Raw genomic sequence first — 18,951 nt, 5'->3', positions numbered from 1 at the left:
CCCCGGTTCGGGCCTCGCCCCCGCCAGGGGCCCTGAAGAAGGACAAGCGATGACCATTCTGGCCCCTGTCACACGATCCGGTACCTCCACCGATCCCCGCGATCCACTCGCCCGCCTCGAGAACCTGTTCGACGCCGGAACCACTGTGCCCCTGCACGATCGGGACAAATCCGGCATCCTCGCCGCATCCGGTGAAATCGACGGCGTCCACACCATCGCCTACTGCTCCGATGCCACCGTCATGGGCGGTGCCATGGGAGTAGACGGCTGCAAGCACATCGTCGCCGCCATCGACACGGCCATCGAGCAGCGCGCTCCGATCGTCGGCGTCTGGCACTCCGGAGGCGCTCGCCTCGCCGAGGGCGTCGAAGCTCTCCACGCCGTCGGACTCGTCTTCGAGGCCATGGTTCGAGCATCCGGCCTCGTCCCCCAAGTTTCCGTCGTCCTCGGCTTCGCAGCCGGCGGCGCCGCCTACGGTCCTGCGTTGACCGACGTCGTCATCATGGCTCCCGAGGGACGCGTGTTCGTCACCGGTCCCGACGTCGTCCGCAGCGTCACCGGTGAGCAGGTCGACATGGCCTCGCTCGGCGGCCCCGACACCCACCACAAGAAGTCCGGCGTGTGCCACATCGTCGCCGACAGCGAGATGGACGCGTTCACCCGTGCCCGCCGTCTGGTGTCCATGTTCTGCGAGCAGGGCGAATTCGACATCGCCGCCGCCGAGCACGGCGACACAGACCTCCGGGCGCTGATGCCCGAATCCAACCGTCGCGCATACGATGTGCACCCGATCGTGCACGAATTGCTGGACAACGTCGAAGGGGAATCCACCTTCGAGGAGTTCCAGGGCGGCTGGGCTCGCAGCATCGTCATCGGCCTCGGACGCATCAGCGGCCGCACCGTCGGCGTCATCGCCAACAATCCCATTCGCCTCGGCGGTTGCCTCAACTCCGAAAGCGCCGAGAAGGCCGCACGTTTCGTACGACTGTGTGACGCGTTCGGCATCCCGCTCATCGTGGTCGTCGACGTGCCCGGTTACCTTCCCGGCGTCAGCATGGAATGGGAAGGCGTCGTCCGCCGCGGCGCAAAGCTGTTGCACGCCTTCGCCGAAGCCACGGTCCCCCGCGTCACCCTGGTGACCCGCAAGATCTACGGCGGCGCATACATCGCGATGAACGCTCGCGCACTCGGTGCCACCGCCGTCTACGCCTGGCCCGGTTCCGAGGTCGCCGTGATGGGCGCGAAGGCCGCCGTCGGCATCCTGCACAAGAAGGCGCTCGCAGCCGCTCCCGAGGAGGAGCGTGAGGCACTGCACGATCGCCTCACCGTCGAGCACGAAAACATCGCCGGCGGCGTCGAGCGTGCCGTGGCCATCGGTGTCGTCGACGAGGTCATCGAGCCGAGCAAGACTCGCAGCACCGTCGCCAAGGCCCTCGCTGCTGCGCCCGCGGCACGCGGCAACCACAAGAACATTCCGCTCTGATCGCTTGGTTTCGCTTGCGGCCCTGACTCAACACCCCGCCCCGGTTGTTTGCCCGCCCCCCGTTGTTTGCCCGCCCCCGGTTGGGATCAATGCGGCTTTCAGGCGCTCTGAATGCAACAAAGCCACATTCATCCGGAACCGAGCGGGCTCCAGGGCGAGATGAAGCGGCTACGCGTCGGTCAGTTCTCGATCCACTTGTGGTCGTGAGCCAGTCGCAGCATCGCTGATCGGATGTCGAGGATCTGCGCGGCCGTCACGGTTCCGTTGGCCGTCAGGAGTGCCTCGGTCACTTCGGCGGTGAAGTCCGCCTCGGACAGCACGTCGCAGATGACGTCTTCGAGGTTCTGATGGTCGGTCACCGGCACGGTGTGGTGGTACGGCACGTCGGGCTTGCGTCGGGTCACCAGCGCGGTCGATGCGGGACCGTCGATGATCTGTACCTGGGTGGCCTTGAGGCCGCGATCGCCGTCGACGGCGACGTATTCGACGCGAACCCCCGGTGCCAGCAGCCTTTTGTCGAAATCCAGATCGTTGACGTGGATGAACACGTCCTCGCCGCCCTCGTCCGGCGCTACGAATCCGTACCCCTTGAACTCGTCGAATCTGATCACTTTTCCGGTCGACAACATCGAACTCACCACTCCACGGTCGTTCCCACATGCCTACCCCAGGCACGCACGCGAAACTACCGCGACACCGAACCCCCAGCAACTCCCACGACTAGCCGACGTTGCGGCTCAACCACGTCACTTCGGCTCCGGCACCACCGGTGCGGAACGGCTCGAGGGCGGCGTCCCAGTCCGAGCCGAGAGCATGCTCCACGGCCGCGGTGAGGTTGCCCTGGTTGTTCTCCATGAGGGCTCGCAGACGCATCTCGCCGAGGACCACGTCACCGTTCGCGCTTGTAGATCCACGCCACAGCCCCAGACCGGTACGTGCGAGAACCGTTCGCCGTCGACGCCTTCGCTGGGGTCCTCGGTCACCTCGAAGCGCAGCATCTGCCACGAGCGCAGGATGCCGGCGAGGGTCGCTCCGGTGCCGACCGGGCCGATCCAGTCGGTGGTGGCGCGCAGCTGCCCGTCGGAGGCCGGCTGCGCAGACCACTTCAAATTCGCACGGCAATCGAGGGCGTCGGACAACGCCCATTCGACATGCGGGCACAACGCCGCGGGCGACGAGTGGATGTACACGACACCCGACGTCGCTTCTGCGAATTGATTCGATCCACGCATTGCACTACCTCCAGCTTCGACGAGGGACGTCTTCCCCAACGACCTCGACATGCTTCGGCTGGCTGCAGTGAATCAACACGTATGTGTACTAGTGTGCCCCGAGTTACCCCTGTTGCGCCAGTGCAATCTGTGAACGGTCGGTATTCACCCTGCAAGGACGGCGTCGGACAGTTCGGGCCACAGCGGTTTCGCCCAGTCTCCGAAGGCCCGGTCGGTCAACACCACGCATGCCGTTCGCACGGACGGGTCCACCCACAGGAACGTTCCGGCCTGCCCGAAGTGCCCGAACGTGGCCGACGAGTTGTCACTTCCGGTCCAGTGTGGGGTCTTCTCTCCGCGCAGCTCGAACCCGAGTCCCCAGTCGCACGGCTTGTGCGATCCGTACCCGGGCACGATTCCATTGAGGCCGGGGAACTGGACGGCTGTCGCCGACGAGAGGGTCTGCGACGCGAGGAGCGTCGGTTCCAACAACTCGGCCGCGAACTTCTTCAGGTCCGCCAGGGTGGAGCTGGCACCGTGGCCTGCCGATCCCGGTAGCGCGGTGTTCGTCATCTGCAGTGGCCGGCACACGGCCTCGTCGAGGTAGTCGGGAAAGGCGATGCCTGCCTCGGTTTCGATCAGTTCGGCCAGCACCTCGAACCCAGCGCTCGAGTAGATCCGCTTGGTACCGGCCGGTGCCTGGACTGTGCGGTCGCCGAACGCAAGTCCCGACGCGTGTGCCAGCAAGTGACGCACCGTCGACCCTTCCGGCCCTGCGGGTTGATCGAGCTCAACCGCACCTTCCTCGACGGCGACGAGAACGGCGTACGCACTGAGCAGTTTGGTGACCGAGGCCAGCTCGTAGACGCGATCGGTGTCGCCGACCTCTTCACGAACTCCGGAGTCGGTGACGACTGCTGCACTGACATGGTCGACGGGCCAGGAGGCCGTGAGATCGAGGGTGGTCACGATTCACGAGCCTAATTGTCGGTCGATGACGGTGCCCCGGTCCCCCGCCGGGCTACGCTCGCAGCACATGAGTGGGAGGAATGCGATGTCGGTTGTGTATGGCTCGTGCAATCTGTGCGAAGCGATCTGTGGGCTCGAGTTCACGGTGGAGAACGATGCGGTGACGGCCATCCGCGGTGACGAGAAGGACCCTCTCTCCCGCGGTCACATCTGCCCGAAGGCTCTGTCGCTGATCGACCTGCATTCCGATACCGATCGACTCACCACACCGGTCAAACGCGTGGGTCAGAAGTGGGAGAAGATCGGGTGGGACGAGGCGTACGACCTCGTGATCGACGGTCTGATCTCGACGCGTGAGAAGTACGGCCGCAATGCGGTCGGCATCTATCAGGGCAACCCCAACGTGCACTCGATGGGCGCGATGACCCACGGCATTCCCTTCACCTCGCTCCTGCGGACACGCAATCGATACTCCGCGACCTCGCTGGATCAACTCCCACATCAGCTCGTCGATCACCTGCTGTACGGGCATCAACTGCTGCTGCCGATCCCGGACATCGATCGAACCGACTTCTTCCTCGTCCTCGGCGGCAACCCGATGGCATCGAACGGTTCCATGATGACCGTCCCCGATTTCGCCAGACGAGCACGGGCACTGCGTAAACGGGGCGGACGGCTGGTCGTGGTGGATCCGCGCAAGACCGAGACCGCCGACATCGCAGACACGCACTTCTTCGTTCGCCCCGGCACCGATGCACTGCTACTGCTCGCGATGATCCACATCATCGTCGCCGACGGCACCGTGCGCGTGGCCGACTACATCGACGGGGCCGATCGCCTCGCAGACCTCGTCGCCGAGTTCACTCCCGAATCCGTTGCTCCGGTCGTGGGGATTGCGGCGGAAGAGATCTCGACCCTGGCACGTGATTTCGCCTCGGCGAAGTCCGCGGTGGCGTACGGCCGAATGGGGGTCTCGACCCAGCAGTTCGGCACCGTGTGCCAGTGGGCAATTCAGGTACTGAACATCATCACGGGCAATCTCGACCGCCCCGGCGGTGCCATGGTGACCGATCCCGCGATCGATCTGATCAAGCAGGGCATCGTCGGCCGCGGTCATTTCGACAAGTGGCGCAGCCGCGTTCGCGACCTGCCCGAGTTCGCAGGCGAATACCCCTGCTCGACGCTCGTCGACGAGATCACCACCGAGGGCAAGGATCAGATCCGCGCGATGGCGGTTCTGTCCGGTAATCCGGTGTTGTCGATGCCCGGCGGCACCACCTTGAACGACGCGTTCGCAGGCCTCGACTTCATGGTGTCGTTCGACTTCTACATCAACGAGACCTCGCGTCACGCACACGTGATTCTGCCGCCGACGATGTCTCTCGAACGTGACCACTACGACCTGATCTTCAACTCCTTCGCGGTACACAACACTGCCAAGTACATGCCCGCGGTGGTGCCCAAGAAGGCCGAGGCAAAGCATGATTGGGAAATCTTCCGAGATCTGTCGCTGCGCTACAAGAGCCGGATGGCCGGTTCGACGATCGGTCGACTGAAGTCACGATTGACTCCGAAGAGCGTGATCGGCGAGGCACGCCTGCGACTTTCCCCCGCCCGCACCCTGGACATCCTGCTCCGCAGCCAACGAAAAGGATTGTCGCTCAAAAAACTTCGAGCCAACCCACACGGTGTCGATCTCGGACCACTGCGTCCCGGCTTCCCGCAGAAGCTGAAGACTCGGGACAAGCGGGTACAGCTGATTCAGGACATCGTTGTTGCCGAACTTCCCGCATTGGTGGACCTGATGCATTCGAGCGCCGTTGCGACCGGCGATGAATTGTTGCTGATCGGTCGTCGACACCTGCGCAGCAACAACTCGTGGATGCACAACACCGCCCGGCTCACCAAAGGCAAAGCGCGACATCAGCTTCTGGCCCACCCGGACGACCTGCAACACCGCGGCATCGAGGACGGGGCGATGGTTTCGGTGACCTCCGCCGCCGGGACCGTCGACATCGAGGTGGCGGCGTCGGAGAAGATGATGCCGGGTGTGGTGAGCATGCCGCATGGGTTCGGACATCAGCGCCCCGGCGTGGAGCTGTCCGTCGCCACGACGGTGACCGGCCCCAGTGTCAACGACATCACCGACCCGAGCCGTGTCGACGCCGTCTCGGCGAACGCGATCCTCAACGGCGTCCCGGTGCAGGTCCGAGCGAAATAGCTGCCCCGATGCACCGACGAGGCTGCGTGATTCTGTACGATTCTGCAGGCTCGTACCTGGTACGGGCATGGGGCGGTAGCTCAGTCGGTTAGAGCCGTGGACTCATAATCCATTGGTCGCGGGTTCGAGCCCCGCCCGCCCCACACCCGGTTGACCACTGTGGCTCGACTTGTCGAAGAACAGACCATTTTTGGGCAACGTTGTCGTCGGCGCAGGATCGCGGATTCTGCACGGTGCGATCCCGACAGCGAGGATGGTCGGATAAGTTCCAGAGTGACGTCGTAGACCATATTTCGGCGCAACCGACGAGCCCGCGTCTTGTGAGGCATGTTCTTGCCGTGTGTGGCGTTGCTTACTGACCGGTAGTATTTTGTTCGCGGCAATTCCCGTCGGTTTACCCTGGACAAGGTGGAGGCACGTGGAAGCGAGGGTGTGCCACGGATAGCTAGCGCGCAGCAGATCGTCGCCGCTATCCCACTTCCCGCGCTTGTTCACGACACCAGTTTTCACATCCTGGCCGTCAACACCGCGTGCCGAACGTCTGCGAACCTATCCCGCACATACAGCGACACCCGCGATGTCTTTGCCTTCGTGCACCCAACGGAGCATGCGGCGATCCGGGCCGTATCAGAGGATCTACTGACCGACTTCGCTCGAACAGGGGAATCGTCGCAGACGCCAGTCTCCGCGATGCGACGGCTCCACCAAGACGACGAGGTGTCGGTGTCGTGCTGGACGCACACCGGACTCGCGGTGATCGACGGCATGCCTCTCATCGTCGTTGCCCTGGATCTTGCGAATCCTATTGTCCGTGAGGCACGAACGTGGCGAGAGCTCGCAGAACGCGACGACCTGACCGGGCTGTACCGTCGCAACGTGGCGGTCTCGGTCATCGACGATTGGATTGCAGCCGGCGACGAAGTAATGGTGATGTTTGCCGATGTCGATCACTTCAAGCAAGTCAACGACGGCTACGGCCATGCCGCCGGAGACGCAGTCCTGTCAGCGATCGCCGACCGACTTCACGCCCTGTCGCACGACGACAGAATCGTCTGCCGGTATGCGGGTGATGAGTTCCTGATCGCTTCCCGCCCATCCGTGTGGCCTCACCGAGGCTTCGTCTGGCAGTTCGACGAACAGCGTTACCTACACGACTACATCGCAGCGGCGGCAGAGGCAGCAACGCACCCCCTTGGAATCGATGGGCATGAGCGTGTATCCATAAGCACAGGTGAGGCAAGACGACGACCCGCCGATTCGGCCGCGACGCTCATTCATCGGGCCGACACCGCGATGTATCGGAACAAGGCACATCGCGTGCGGGAGCGATGAGCTCGGCAATCGGGCAGCTCAATTGCTGCGCGAACCGACACGCCGTCTTCGAGTGTCCCGTCGAGCGATCGTGTATTCGACATCATCCATTGCGTATGTCGAATTCCGAAAGATCTAGGGCGGCCAGCGAAGATCGCCCGCGACGTGGGGTACGGCTCGGACAGCGCTTTGTCGGTGGCGTTCGAGCGTGTCATCGGCGTCTCACCCGACGACTACCGCCGCTCGGCGACGTCTGACTCCACTTCGTAGCGGACCGCCCTTCGATACAACCGCGACCAATACACCAGCAGCACAGCAGCATTCGCCCCGAACCACAGCCACGTGAGGAGCGCCGCCAGGACACCGGTGACGAAGAAACCCAGTACCAGTGCCACGACCCAGGCAAGGACATAGGCCAGAATCGTGACGACAGCCGCGACTGCGCACCGCCCCGGGGACCGCCGGACCATAGCCGACGCTGCGCGGAACGGATGTCGTTGTCCGTCGGCCACGCCCGGAAGTATCAGCAGCGCAACCACAATCACGATGACCGGAAGCAGCGGGTAAAGAATTGCCAGCGCAACGGCCACCCCGGTCAACGCCACGCACCACACCAGGACGCGCGGCCGTCGCCATGCCCGACCCAGCGCACCGCGGACGTTGCCGTCCACCACATCGAGTGCTGTCGATGCGGTGATCCACAGCGCGAATACCACCGCGGCAGCAGAAGCCAGAACCAATGCCGCGAACCCGACAGAGGACGTGGGTACGGGATCGCCCAGGACTGTCAGAGCCTGAACCAGAGCAGACACGACCACCACGGCAACAAGCACCGCACTCCCTCTCACGGCGCACCGACCGTCGAGTTGCGGTCGAGCACGTCCTGCACGGAACCCGAGTAGAGAACCTCCGTACCGACCTTGATCTCGACGGTGCTCGCGTCGTCCGACGTTGCCGAACCGGTAATCGCCTCGTTGTCGGTTGTCTCCCCGGCACATTCGATGTCTGCTCCGGCACCCGAGCACACCGGCGCGACCAATATCTCGATTCCCTTCTCCAGCAGAACGTCGTTCACGGCGTAACGCAGATTTCCGAGTTCGGCACCGCCGACCGGGGCAAGCGCAGCGGTCTGAGAACACCCCGCACAGACCATCACAGCGAATACGGCGAGGAGCTTTCTGCAAAATCCGTTCATCGGCCCTGCCTCGTCTCGTAAGCGATCAGTCTCGCGTGCTCGTCGAGGTGTTGTTTCTCGAGAGCGGCGTCGGTGATGGTGCTCAGATCGAACGGAGCCGGCAGGAGCAATTCGGTATTGCGATCCAGACGCGACCCACGCCGCATCAGCGGATTCTCGGCCCAGTCGTTGGCCGCCAACTCGCGGCTACGCGACGCCAGATCCAGGTAGCTGCCGCTGTTTCCGGGCGTGACCGGAGACGCGTGATCGAGAACCGTGGTGAACAGCGACAGGGTCCCGTCTCGGTTGTCGACGATCTCGACCACTTGCTGCTGCTGCGGGAAATCGATGCACGACGCGGTCGTGATCTCCCAGAATCCTCGTCCGTCTCGCGAGTGCGCCAGAATCTGATTCTGGTGGGTGTGGCCGTTGAGCCAGCCGATCACCACCGGATACTTCAACAGCAGATCGATGAATTCGTCTGCGCCGTAGAGCTTCACCGATTGCCCAGGCCTCTGTGCCCGGTTCTCCAACGTCAGGCTGTTGTGGTGCGTGTAGATCAGCACGAGCTTGTTCTCGGCCTGCGCCCGCTCCAATTGCTGGGTGAGCCAATCGAATTGGTTCTCCGGAACCGCACCGTCGGGCCCGGCCACAGCGTTGCAGGTGTCGAGACCGAACGTGCGGATGTTCGGGGTGGGGTCTGCCGTCCACCAGGTCTCGCCCGAATCGAGGTTGTGTTGGGTGAAGCCGTGACCGATCGGACCCGGTGTCGGCGTGGTCTCGAAGTGCTCCTGCATGAACTCGCGTTGCTCGAACAGGTACCGCGCCGGATCGGCCGAGACTGCGCGAAACCCCGGTCGCGCACCGGATCCCACGCCCAGCGCATCGACCATTCTCTGCAACGGACTGGCCGTCGACGCGTAGCCGGCCAGTGCCGAGGTGGCCGTCGCCTCGAGGGTGTACGCCTTGCGACCCCCGACGGCGAGCGCGTGCAGCTGCGAGGACAGATCGAAGGTGCCGAGCAACAGTGTGTCGTGGTTGCCGTACACCGAATACCACGGCACCGGCAGCCCCACCGATTCCACGGTTCCAGACATTGCCTGCTCGAGGAGGTCGGGAAGCGTCGGGAATCCGTAGTCGCCGAACGAGCCTCCCGAGGGATCACCGGGCCGGTAGGCCCACTGCGCCTCCGGCCAAGCCTGAACACCCTCGAAGACCTTCGAGTCCCCGCTGGTCGGCCGAACCGGAACGCCGTCGAGAACGTCTACGTACCAGCGTAGTTCGAGGTGCGAGTGCATGTCGGCGCTGTCCCCGGTGACCACTGCCGCTCCCATCGGTGCGCCGGTAACCGGGCTGATCCGCGCGTCCGCGAACGCCTTCACCATCGCCGCGGTGACGTGCACCGTGAGCGGATCCTGCGGGTGGAACGCCGAGCCCCATGCTGCGTGGTCGGAGACGATCATGGGCTCGATCCGTCCGGGCGACTGCGCGTCGATGACGTGCATGTCCGACAGGTGCCCGAGATAGAGCAACGACCGTCGCGACTGGACCCTCGACGGATTCGGCGCTCGTCCGAGAACGTCCAGCCGAGCAACGTACGGCTCCCCCGGTCCGGCACCGAGCACGCGGTACTTCCCCGGCCCGGTCGAGGTTCGCAGAATCGTCTGCGCGAGCGTTCCGGTCCCGTTCGTTTGCACAGGCTGGGCATGCGCAACGAGAGCCTTACCCAGCACGTGGGGTGCAATCCCCCACGCCGCGGCAAGAGCCCCCACTCGAGCAATGAATTGTCGACGCGACAGCCCTGCCATGGAACTCCTCGGATCCTCGAGAACGGCACCACGTGCGCCTCGCATCCGACGAGGTGACTGCCTATTTTTACAGGCCAGACCGCGGATCGGCTCGCTTTCGGACCGTTCAGGGCACCACGGTCACCGGCCAGCGGCCCGCTTTGACCAACCGCACCGCCACCGAACCGGCGATTCGATGCCCCGCATTCTCGGATGCGCCCACCACTACCGCGTCGGTGCGCAGTTGCTCTGCCACGGCGATCAGTCCGTAGTACGGGTCACCCTGCGCGGTGCGGAACTCCCACCGCACGTGCTCCCGATCTCCGAATCGGGCAGCAGAGGTCCGGACGTAGTCGAGCAACTCGTCGGCGATCTGCTGACCGGTTTCGACGAGTGAGATGCCGGCCTGGCCCCACGACGCCGTCGCAATGGGTTGGACGTACACCAGCACCAGCAGCGACCGCTGCCTGCGAGCGAGTCCCGCTGCATAGGCTGCGGCACGCCAGGAAGAATCGGAACCGTCGACCCCCACCACGATCGACTTGGGACCGTCGTGGCCGTACTCGAAACCGGTGGATTCTTGCGCATCGCTCACGAGTCGAGGCTACTGCCGGTACCCGCATGTTCGAACACCCCATCCCGTGGCGGTACGGTTGGTTCACTTCGAGTGCCGGTCGCTCGAACACCGACACTGGACGGGAGTAGCCAAGTGAACGAAGTCACGCAGCACGACGGCCCGTCGACCGATCCGGCCACCGTGTTCGCCGCGCTGGCCGACATCGTGTATCGAGCAGCAGCGCGGAAGAGATCTACACCGCAATCTGCAACGCCGCCGTACTGGTTGTTCCCCACTGCGACCATGCGAGCTTGATGCTGATGCGCCACGGAAAGCCGGTCACCGTCGCGGCCTCCGACGACATCGCTCGTGTCGTCGACGATATCGAGCGCGCCACCGGCGAAGGCCCGTGTCTGGACGCGATCACCAGCGAGGCAGCGCAGCTCGAGGCCGACTTCCGAACTCCGACGCAGTGGCCCGCGATGGCCCGCGGTGTGTTGAACCGCACGCCGGTACGAGGGGCCATGGGATTTCGGCTCAACGTGGACGATCAGAAGGTCGGCGCGCTCAACCTGTTCACCGACAAGCCGGGTGTGTTCGATACCGACAGCGCGAGCAAGGCGATCATTCTGACGGCGTTCACGGCTGTCACCGTTGCTGCGGTCATGAACGGTCAAGAGGCGTCGACTCTGCGTGACGGGCTCGAGAGCAACCGTGAGATCGGCAAGGCGATCGGCCTGATCATGGCCCTGCACGACGTGTCAGGCGACGAGGCGTTCGCCCTGCTGCGTAAGTCCTCTCAGGACCTCAACGTCAAGATTGCCGATCTCGCAGCAACCGTTGTCGATCGGCACAGCAAGGGCTTGAACCGCTGAGCATGTGCGCTCAGTGCGCGCGCTGAACCTTCTTGGGAAGCGCGAAGACCAAAGCCAGCGCCACCACACTGAACGCTGCACTGACTGCCATTGCCATCGCCGCGCCGTGCAGAAAGCCCGACCCGACGGTGTCGGGGCCGGTGATGTCCAGAGACCCGAACAGCACACTGCCGATCACGGCAATACCGATCGCCGAGCCGACGCGCTGCATGGTGGAGATGACCCCGCTCGCGGCTCCCGCGTCGTCGCGATCGACGGTGGCGACGATGAACTGGGCGTTGGGTGCGATGAAAGCGCCGTTGCCCAGACCCGCGATGAACAGTGGAACCAACAGCGTCCAGTGCGAGATCGTGTCGGCCGAGCTGGTCGCGAGGATGATCCACAGCCAGATCAGCCCGATCGAGACGAGCGACGCGCCGAGTATCAGAACGGTGCGACCGAGACGGATCGTCAGCCTGTTGCTCTGCGAGGCGGCAATGATGCTGCCGATCGCGAACGGTATGGACACCAGTCCCGATGCCAGTGCCGTGTTGCCGAGTCCGGTCTGCCACAGCAACGAGATGGTGAAGAAGATGCTGGTAAAGGCCGCGAAGTAGACGAGCGCGAGGATGACACCGCCGGTGAACGCCGGACGGGTGAACAATCGAGGTGGCACCAACGGATTCTGTCCGCGGCCGCTCCGAATCACTTCCCACCAGCCGAACAGCGCGATGAGGCCGATTCCTGCGGCGATCGTCAGGTAGGTCCACATTGGCCAGCCCAATTCCTGGCCCTCGATCAGCGGAACGAGCAGTGCGATGAGACCTGCGGAGATGAGTACCAGCCCGAGCCAGTCGATTCCGGGGCGGGCCGCCGGCTCGGCATCGGTCTTGTTCGGGAGCAGCACTGCAGCCGCGACGAGACCGACGATTCCGATCGGCAGGTTGACCCAGAAGACCAGTCGCCAGCCGTTCTCGTCGCCGAAAGCCTGGATGATCAGGCCACCGACGATGGGACCGAGCGCTGTCGAGACTCCGATGACCGCACCCATGATGGCGAATGCCTTGCCCCGCACCGGTCCTGGGAACAACAGCTGAATGAAGGCGGTGACCGCCGGGACGAACATGCCGCCCGCCAAGCCCTGAACGACTCGCGCGACGACAAGCTGCAGATCGTCCTGAGCCAGCCCACACGCGAAGCTTGCGAGGGTAAAGAGTGCGAGCCCGGTGAAGAAGACCCATTTGTGGCCGATCCGGTCGCCCACCTTGCCCGCCGGGATGAGAGCCAAGCCGAAGGCGAGTGCGTACCCCGAGATGATCCACGACAGAACCGATTCCGACGCGTCCAGCGTGGTGCTGATCGTCGGTAGTGCCACGTTGACGATGGTGGTGTCCAGCAGAGCCATGAACATGCCGAGCAGCAGAACCACGAGCGCTTTCCAGGCGCGTGCGGGCACCTCTGTCCCCGGTGGAGTTGCAGAGGCAATGCCGTCGGTCACTGTGCCGTCCTTCGTCGTTGTCGCCGAGCAGTATCGGCCGACCGATCCTGGGTCACTGTCCGATCATTGCCGTCGCCACGAAGACCCACGACAGTCCGGTGGCCAAGACCACGAACGCCGATGCCACAACTCGGCCACCCCACACGGTCTCCACGAGAGCAGTCTCCGCGTGAGCAGTCGCGCCCGCCGTACCCGTTGGTGTCATGATCGATTTCCCACCCTGCATCCGCGACCCTCGTCATTTCCGGCCGGTGGATACCCCGGGAACCGACGCCGAAACTACGGCGCTGCGACAACCGCCTCCAGTGCGTCCAGAAAGGGGTGCTGGGAGACGAGCAGCTTCGTTCTCGCCTGCGCCACCGGGAACCACTCGACGCGGTCGACCTCGGGAAACGACTTAATGAGACCGGATTTCGGGGGCCACTCGATCTCAAATGTGTTGCTCACCGCATTCGAGACATCCAGATCGGCCTCGACGCCGAACGCGGTGACGATCTTTCCGCCGCGCTGTGTGACGGTGCCCAGTTCGACGGGTTCTCCGGCCGGCACATCGGTGCCGACTTCCTCTCGAAATTCCCGCTGGGCCGCCGTCCAGGGATCTTCTCCATCGGTGATCAACCCTTTGACGATCGACCAAGCTCCGTCGTCCTTGCGCGCCCAGAACGGTCCGCCGGGGTGAGCGATCAGGACATCCGGGCCGTCGACACCGACGCGATACAACAGGATTCCTGCACTCGTATTGACCATTGCCTCAGCCTGCCATCAATTCGGTTGCTCTCCGTCATTCGCCGTCACTACCGTTATCGCGGCTCACGACCACGCATATTCGAGAGGTAGGGCGACATGGACACGACGGGATCGGACAGGGTCTGGTTGATCACCGGGGCCAGCTCGGGTTTCGGCCGTCAATTCGTCGCTGCCGCATTGGACGCGGGTGATCGAGTGTTGTCCACCGCCCGCAGCGTCGCCGATCTCGAGGGGCCCGAAAGCGATCGGTTGCTTCACGCACAGCTCGATGTGACCGACCGAGATTCGATCGACTCCGCCGTGGCCTACGCTCTCGACCGGTTCGGACGCATCGACGTCCTGGTCAACAACGCCGGTGTGGGCCTGCTCGGCGCGTTCGAGGAGATCGACGAACCCGACTTTCGCCACAACCTCGAGGTCAACTTCTTCGGCCCATTGGCCGTCACCCGGGCGGTGCTGCCTTCGATGCGGGCGCGCCGTAGCGGCCACATCGTGCAGATGTCCTCGGTTATCGGCGTGGTACCCGGTCCGGGCGGAACCGCGTATGCAGGAGGCAAATTCGCGCTCGAAGGCTTTTCGGAGGCTCTCGCCGCGGAGGTGCGTCATCTCGGTATCGGTGTCACCATCGTCGAACCGGGCCCGTTTCGCACCGACGCGAGCGGACGGTCGATGCAATGGGGAACCCCTCTGGACGACTACGCCACCCTGATCGGACCGGCTCGAACCGCTTTCGAAGCCACCCACGGCCATCAGCCCGGCGACCCACGCCGCGGTGTCGATGCCGTCATCGCCGCGATTTCTTCGGAAACTCCCCCACTGCGGCTTCCGCTGGGCTCGAAGTCCTTCGAGTGGATCGAGACCTACCTCCAGGGTCGGCTCGATCAAGCCCGCGACGTTCGCCCTGCGGGTTCCGATACCGACCACAGGTGACTCACCCAGTCACGAACACACAGAACTCGTTGCCCTCCGGGTCCGCCATGACCGTCCATTCGATGTCCGAGTCCGGTCGCCGGAGCACCCGTGCGCCGAGGGATTCCAATTCGGCGATCGCGTCGACGGAATCGACCTCGATGTCCCAGTGGACACGGTTCTTGCCGGTCTTGGCTTCGGGAACCTGGGCGAAGACCATCGACTCGAACGGCACTCCGGCAGCGCCCTCGATCGCGTGCCAGCCTTCCTCGCTGACCTCTGTCGTTCCGCCGAGTACCTGCGACCACCAGCTGGCCAGAGTCTTCGCGTCGAGAGCGTCGACCACCAGTTCGTACATCCTGTAGGGGCCGACTTCCGGACGGACGAAGGCGCAGAACTCCCCTCCGTCGGGATCGGCCATCACGCGCCAGCCGAATTCGCCCGGGGCGGAAAGAGGCGTGGCACCGGGAAGTTCGGTCGTTGTCACGTGCGCGTCCAGATGGACACGATTCTTGACTGCCTTGAATTCCGGTACGCGATTGACCCAGATGGTCTGTGTGGGCTCGCTCCCGCTGAGCTTCACGATGTCGGGCGAGCCCGTACGAACGACATCGAGTCCGATGGTGGCCGACCAGAAGGTCACCATTGCCTCGAGATTCGTTGCATCGATACACAGATCCTTGAATCTCGCTGTAGTCACCGCGCCGATCGTACGCACCCGTCCAGGACTGTTTTGCAGCGCGAACGGCCTCCACTCCGCCGTGCCGCGAACCCGGGCAACAGTTATTGTCTACCGATGCAGGAGCGTGCAGCGTCCACCAGGCAGGCCGTACTCGAAGGGGCCGCCGCCAGTTTCGAGAAGTTCGGTTACGGCACAGCAAGTTTGAGCACCATCATCGCCCATGCCGGGGTCAGCAAGGGCGCGATGTACTTCCATTTCTCGTCCAAGGAAGACCTGGCGCAAGCAGTGATCGACGCGCAGCTGGCCATGGCGGCGAGTGCGAGCGCCATCGTCATCGAGCAGACACCGAAAGCGCTGGACGCCCTGATCCTGGTGAGCAAGGAGTTGGGACGCCAACTGCAGACCGACTCCATCGCCCGCGGGGGTATGCGGTTGACGCTGGAGTCGGCCATCGTCGACAGCCCCAATGCGCGAGCGTTCGAGGACTGGATCGGAAAGATGGGCGATCTGGCCGCACGCGCTCAGGCCGAGGGCGACATCGTCGACGGTATGGACGCACTCACGCTCGGTCGATACATCGTCGCGTCGTTCACCGGCGTGCAGACGGTGTCGGAGATGTTGACCGGACGCGCCGATCTACAGCAAAGGCTGACCGAGATGTGGCAGATGTTGCTGCCCGCGGTGGTGCCGCGCCGACGCCTCCCGCGGGTGATGGCGATCGCCGAAGACGCCCTTATCGACTGGAGCGATCGGTAGGCGCCAACCACGGTTCGGACGTCACCGTGACGGACATCGCCGACAGCACCTCGCCGTCGTGCTCGAACTGAATGCGGTAGAGGCCGTCGGTGGAGGCCGTGTCGACGATCACCGAGCACGGATTGGTCCACTCGGCGAAACCCATGAACCTCACCTCGCAGGAGGTGAAATCCAGCGCCGGTGTTTCGGTGGCCAAGCGCAGAGCCTGGCGTGCCGCCTCGAGCATCGTGACGCCCGGCAGGTACTCGACCGAGTGATCGAACATCGCCAGGTTGCGCGGATCCGGCGCGACGACGATGGTCCCGTCGGATGTGTGCCGTGCCAGCACCACGTCGGACGGATCGAGACGTCCGACGGAGGACGGCGGGACCACCTCGGTTCCGGCCGGCAGGAAACGGAAGTGGGGGTCGGCAATGGTCGACTTGCGGAACTGCGAATACACCTCGGGTCCGATGGTCCGGACCGACGCCGTCCCCGACGCGACGAGGTGGGTGCCGTTCAGGAGTCGGGCGGAGAGCTTCATGTTGTCCAGCGACTCGTTCTCGAACGTCACGTCGGTCGTGATCGACTCTGCGACAAGCGAATCGTCGATGTCGTCGACCGAGAGCGGGTCCAGGATCTCGAAGCGGGAGTGCTCGATGAACACCACGTGATCGAGTGGCACGCCGTGGTTGACGTGGCAGAAGAGGCTGATCGCTTGGCGCAGAGCCTCGGCCACCATCAACGAGTCGTGGGTTCGGCGCACCGGCGCGAACATGCGATGCGACGTGGGGAACTGCACCGCCGCCCGATGCGTACCGTCGACGGTCTCGTAATCGGTCAACAGAACGTCGCCCGGCGACCTCCGATGCACGAGGTGACGCGGAACTGTTGCTGCGTAACTCAAACTCATGAAGCCCCTTAAAACCGACCGACCCGGCTTTTTATAGCACTGTTGAGCCACCGGGATCGCTCGCTCAGTATGTAGCGGGCGACCGACAAAACTGGCATCGGTCGAAGGGATTCATTCAATCGATATACAGAAATAACTGTCACGATCTGTTAACTAACTCGAACTCCCGGTACCACATGTCCGGTACGTTCACGGGCCGCGCCGGGGGCTCGTGTGGCACACTCCCGACAGCAAAAATCCCGGCCCGGGCGAACCGGACGGGGACTGCGCTCCCCCACCTGGACTCGAACCAGGAACCCTTCGTAGCTGCATCCAAGAATTTTCGCTGACCGCAGATGTTCGCCTTTACCCACCCTGAACTGCAGTTATATGCGGTTCAAGTGGTTGCGGTCTATCGCAACGAGTCGTCAGTTTTCGGGGCTGATTGGGGCTGAAAGTGTTGGGAAAGTGTTGGGTACAGACTCCCCTGAGCTACTCCCGAACGGTCAATTTGGCTGTCTGCATCGTGCTGTCGACGGAGTTCATCGAACCGCCCCTAAGTCCGTCGAGCAGCCGCACAACCTGTAGCTCGTGACGGTCGACCGTCCGGTTTCCGTCAGGCCAGGGGACGACACTTCGGCCACCATCGGGACCCGCGTATTCAACCCGATGGACCAGCGAGCCATTCCAAAAGAAATCGATCTGCTGATTGTGGACGGTCTTATCCAAAACATCCCACCACCACTCCTCGGCACCGTCACCCACGCCGTCCGCGTCCCGTCCCCACGCCACGGTGAGGCCCGTATCGGGGATATACACGGCGGTGCCGTAGTGGCCATCTCGGTGGGTGTGTCCCGCCCTCTCGATGACGTGCCAGCTCTCCGAGTCCGCCTCTTCCAAGATTCCAAGCAGTGCGTCGTAGTTCACAATCCAGCCTCTCTCTTTTTGGTTTGCACGAACGCGTCGAACCCCAGTGACGCTTGGTAAGTCCTTGCGCCACTTCCCGGCTGGGTGAGTTGCTTGACCCCAAGCAAATAGGGCAAACCTGCCGATTCGAGATGGGGCGAAAGCTCGACCGGCAGCGGTTTGTCCAAGTCGGCTGCGAGCAGTCGCTCTCGGGCTGGAGTGGAAAGTTCTCGCCATACGGACTATGGGCTGATCACGGGAGAAACGCTATCCGCAACCACCGACAAGTCCTTCGAGCTTCGCTCTCTTGACGGTCCACGAAACTGCTTTCGGTCTTCACGGGCGGTTTTCGAAAGTGTTGTCTGCCTTCAGACCTACAAGCCATCTGTGTAGTGAGAACCGAGGTGAGCACTCCAGTCAACACAGCGCCACCACCGTCAGCCACAGCGTCCAACATCCTCCGCGCACGAGTCCGGGTGTCCTCACCCGCATTTTCGTCGTTTGCGAGCTGCTTTAGGCGATCAACAAGTTCGCTTGTGATGTTCTCCGGCGTCGGCCATGCTCCGACCTCACGCCGAGCCTTGCTCGTCGCGCTGAGCACGAAGTCGATGTGCCCTCCGGCGTTAGGCGTGGAAACCCGGATGTAACCGCCATCCGAGTCGAGCGCTTTGATCGCACGCTGGACATCCTCGGGGCTGAGATCGGTGTCTTGCTCGATCTCATCGAGCCCGACCTCGTGGCCACTCTCGTCGGTCCGCCGAACGATCGACTCCAGCACGAGGAAATCACGGTCGGCCCAGGTGCTGTTCATGACCCGATGATCCCTGCGCTCAGGCTGAACCGGCAGCACCTACCAGAATGTCCCTGCCAGCCCCCAGAAACGCTGTGAGGCCTGCCTTGGCCCTCTCACGGGTTTCCGGCTCGGCCGTCTCATCATTAGCCAAGTCTTGAAGGCGCGCAATCAACGAGTCGGCCAGAGTCTCTGGCGTAGGCCACGCGCCCGCTGCCCGCCTGGC

General features: G+C 63.6%; 18 protein-coding genes, 1 tRNA gene and 2 pseudogenes. 7 read left to right on the top strand and 14 right to left on the bottom strand.

The genetic code is table 11. The annotated features are described in order from the left end of the window. The first annotated feature begins 49 nt into the window (after positions 1 to 49). The gene (locus RHBS_RS02050; protein ID WP_121869543.1) at positions 50 to 1,483 is read left to right on the top strand and encodes an acyl-CoA carboxylase subunit beta; all 1,434 of its coding nucleotides are present in this window, start codon (positions 50 to 52) and stop codon (positions 1,481 to 1,483) included. Between the two features lie 179 nt (positions 1,484 to 1,662). Here RHBS_RS02050 and RHBS_RS02045 read toward each other — a convergent pair whose 3' ends face one another. The 3 genes and pseudogenes from RHBS_RS02045 to RHBS_RS02035 form a co-directional block, all read right to left on the bottom strand. Beyond that, positions 1,663 to 2,112 (bottom strand): cold-shock protein, encoded by a 450-nt coding sequence (locus tag RHBS_RS02045; RefSeq protein WP_128644715.1) that lies wholly within the window; start codon positions 2,110 to 2,112, stop codon positions 1,663 to 1,665. A 91-nt stretch (positions 2,113 to 2,203) separates the two neighbouring features. Next, positions 2,204 to 2,715, bottom strand: a pseudogene (locus RHBS_RS02040) (DUF3145 domain-containing protein). A 144-nt stretch (positions 2,716 to 2,859) separates the two neighbouring features. Next, entirely contained in the window at positions 2,860 to 3,663 is an 804-nt protein-coding gene (locus RHBS_RS02035; protein ID WP_121869541.1) for a serine hydrolase, read from the bottom strand. 85 nt (positions 3,664 to 3,748) lie between these two features. Here RHBS_RS02035 and RHBS_RS02030 point away from each other — a divergent pair, with 85 nt between their 5' ends. The 3 genes from RHBS_RS02030 to RHBS_RS30050 all read left to right on the top strand — a co-directional run bounded on the left by RHBS_RS02030 (position 3,749) and on the right by RHBS_RS30050 (position 7,216). After that, positions 3,749 to 5,884 carry a molybdopterin-dependent oxidoreductase gene (locus RHBS_RS02030; RefSeq protein WP_121869540.1) on the top strand — a complete coding sequence of 712 codons (2,136 nt, stop codon included), beginning with the start codon at positions 3,749 to 3,751 and terminating at the stop codon, positions 5,882 to 5,884. 69 nt (positions 5,885 to 5,953) lie between these two features. After that, positions 5,954 to 6,027: transfer RNA gene (locus RHBS_RS02025), tRNA-Ile, on the top strand. Positions 6,028 to 6,574: 547 nt separating this feature from the next. Next, positions 6,575 to 7,216, top strand: coding sequence for a GGDEF domain-containing protein (locus RHBS_RS30050; RefSeq protein ID WP_121869539.1), 642 nt, complete (start codon positions 6,575 to 6,577; stop codon positions 7,214 to 7,216). A gap of 212 nt (positions 7,217 to 7,428) precedes the next feature. On the opposite strand, the gene RHBS_RS02010 is transcribed toward RHBS_RS30050, so the two are convergent. The 4 genes from RHBS_RS02010 to RHBS_RS01995 form a co-directional block, all read right to left on the bottom strand. Continuing rightward, the gene (locus tag RHBS_RS02010) at positions 7,429 to 8,028 is read right to left on the bottom strand and encodes an EI24 domain-containing protein (RefSeq protein ID WP_121869538.1); all 600 of its coding nucleotides are present in this window, start codon (positions 8,026 to 8,028) and stop codon (positions 7,429 to 7,431) included. Between the two features lie 11 nt (positions 8,029 to 8,039). Next, positions 8,040 to 8,390 carry a hypothetical protein gene (locus tag RHBS_RS02005; RefSeq protein ID WP_121869537.1) on the bottom strand — a complete coding sequence of 117 codons (351 nt, stop codon included), beginning with the start codon at positions 8,388 to 8,390 and terminating at the stop codon, positions 8,040 to 8,042. Beyond that, entirely contained in the window at positions 8,387 to 10,177 is a 1,791-nt protein-coding gene (locus tag RHBS_RS02000; protein WP_121869536.1) for a TIGR03767 family metallophosphoesterase, read from the bottom strand. Before RHBS_RS02000 ends, RHBS_RS02005 begins: the two co-directional genes overlap by 4 nt. Before the next feature lie 106 nt (positions 10,178 to 10,283). Next, positions 10,284 to 10,751 (bottom strand): universal stress protein, encoded by a 468-nt coding sequence (locus RHBS_RS01995; protein ID WP_121869535.1) that lies wholly within the window; start codon positions 10,749 to 10,751, stop codon positions 10,284 to 10,286. 96 nt (positions 10,752 to 10,847) lie between these two features. On the opposite strand from RHBS_RS01995, the pseudogene RHBS_RS01990 reads away from it, so the two are divergent. Continuing rightward, positions 10,848 to 11,587: pseudogene (locus tag RHBS_RS01990) on the top strand (ANTAR domain-containing protein). 10 nt (positions 11,588 to 11,597) lie between these two features. On the opposite strand, the gene RHBS_RS01985 reads toward RHBS_RS01990, so the two are convergent. The 3 genes from RHBS_RS01985 to RHBS_RS01980 form a co-directional block, all read right to left on the bottom strand. Beyond that, positions 11,598 to 13,064: a DHA2 family efflux MFS transporter permease subunit gene (locus RHBS_RS01985; RefSeq protein ID WP_121869533.1), complete on the bottom strand. Its 1,467-nt coding sequence runs from the start codon at positions 13,062 to 13,064 to the stop codon at positions 11,598 to 11,600. A 52-nt stretch (positions 13,065 to 13,116) separates the two neighbouring features. Beyond that, positions 13,117 to 13,269: a hypothetical protein gene (locus tag RHBS_RS28665; protein ID WP_183130124.1), complete on the bottom strand. Its 153-nt coding sequence runs from the start codon at positions 13,267 to 13,269 to the stop codon at positions 13,117 to 13,119. A 74-nt stretch (positions 13,270 to 13,343) separates the two neighbouring features. Beyond that, the gene (locus tag RHBS_RS01980; RefSeq protein WP_121869532.1) at positions 13,344 to 13,811 is read right to left on the bottom strand and encodes an NUDIX domain-containing protein; all 468 of its coding nucleotides are present in this window, start codon (positions 13,809 to 13,811) and stop codon (positions 13,344 to 13,346) included. Positions 13,812 to 13,907: 96 nt separating this feature from the next. Here RHBS_RS01980 and RHBS_RS01975 point away from each other — a divergent pair, with 96 nt between their 5' ends. Continuing rightward, the gene (locus tag RHBS_RS01975) at positions 13,908 to 14,741 is read left to right on the top strand and encodes an oxidoreductase (protein ID WP_121869531.1); all 834 of its coding nucleotides are present in this window, start codon (positions 13,908 to 13,910) and stop codon (positions 14,739 to 14,741) included. 1 nt (position 14,742) lies between these two features. Here RHBS_RS01975 and RHBS_RS01970 read toward each other — a convergent pair whose 3' ends face one another. After that, the gene (locus RHBS_RS01970; protein ID WP_128644713.1) at positions 14,743 to 15,420 is read right to left on the bottom strand and encodes a VOC family protein; all 678 of its coding nucleotides are present in this window, start codon (positions 15,418 to 15,420) and stop codon (positions 14,743 to 14,745) included. A gap of 96 nt (positions 15,421 to 15,516) precedes the next feature. Here RHBS_RS01970 and RHBS_RS01965 point away from each other — a divergent pair, with 96 nt between their 5' ends. Then, the gene (locus RHBS_RS01965; RefSeq protein WP_121869529.1) at positions 15,517 to 16,158 is read left to right on the top strand and encodes a ScbR family autoregulator-binding transcription factor; all 642 of its coding nucleotides are present in this window, start codon (positions 15,517 to 15,519) and stop codon (positions 16,156 to 16,158) included. Here RHBS_RS01965 and RHBS_RS01960 read toward each other — a convergent pair. The 3 genes from RHBS_RS01960 to RHBS_RS01950 all read right to left on the bottom strand — a co-directional run bounded on the left by RHBS_RS01960 (position 16,136) and on the right by RHBS_RS01950 (position 18,746). Then, positions 16,136 to 17,050 carry an AfsA-related hotdog domain-containing protein gene (locus RHBS_RS01960; protein WP_121869528.1) on the bottom strand — a complete coding sequence of 305 codons (915 nt, stop codon included), beginning with the start codon at positions 17,048 to 17,050 and terminating at the stop codon, positions 16,136 to 16,138. The genes RHBS_RS01965 and RHBS_RS01960 overlap by 23 nt on opposite strands. 471 nt (positions 17,051 to 17,521) lie before the next feature. Further along, complete coding sequence (locus RHBS_RS01955; protein ID WP_121869527.1) at positions 17,522 to 17,956, bottom strand: hypothetical protein; 435 nt, start codon at positions 17,954 to 17,956, stop codon at positions 17,522 to 17,524. A 232-nt stretch (positions 17,957 to 18,188) separates the two neighbouring features. Next, positions 18,189 to 18,746 carry a hypothetical protein gene (locus tag RHBS_RS01950; protein ID WP_128644712.1) on the bottom strand — a complete coding sequence of 186 codons (558 nt, stop codon included), beginning with the start codon at positions 18,744 to 18,746 and terminating at the stop codon, positions 18,189 to 18,191. Positions 18,747 to 18,951 lie beyond the last annotated feature (205 nt).

It is taken from the genome of Rhodococcus sp. BS-15 (assembly GCF_000813105.1).
In the GTDB taxonomy this organism is placed as follows: domain Bacteria; phylum Actinomycetota; class Actinomycetes; order Mycobacteriales; family Mycobacteriaceae; genus Rhodococcoides.
Note: the sequence above shows the minus strand (reverse complement) of the source record. Positions and strands in the feature narration are given on the sequence as shown.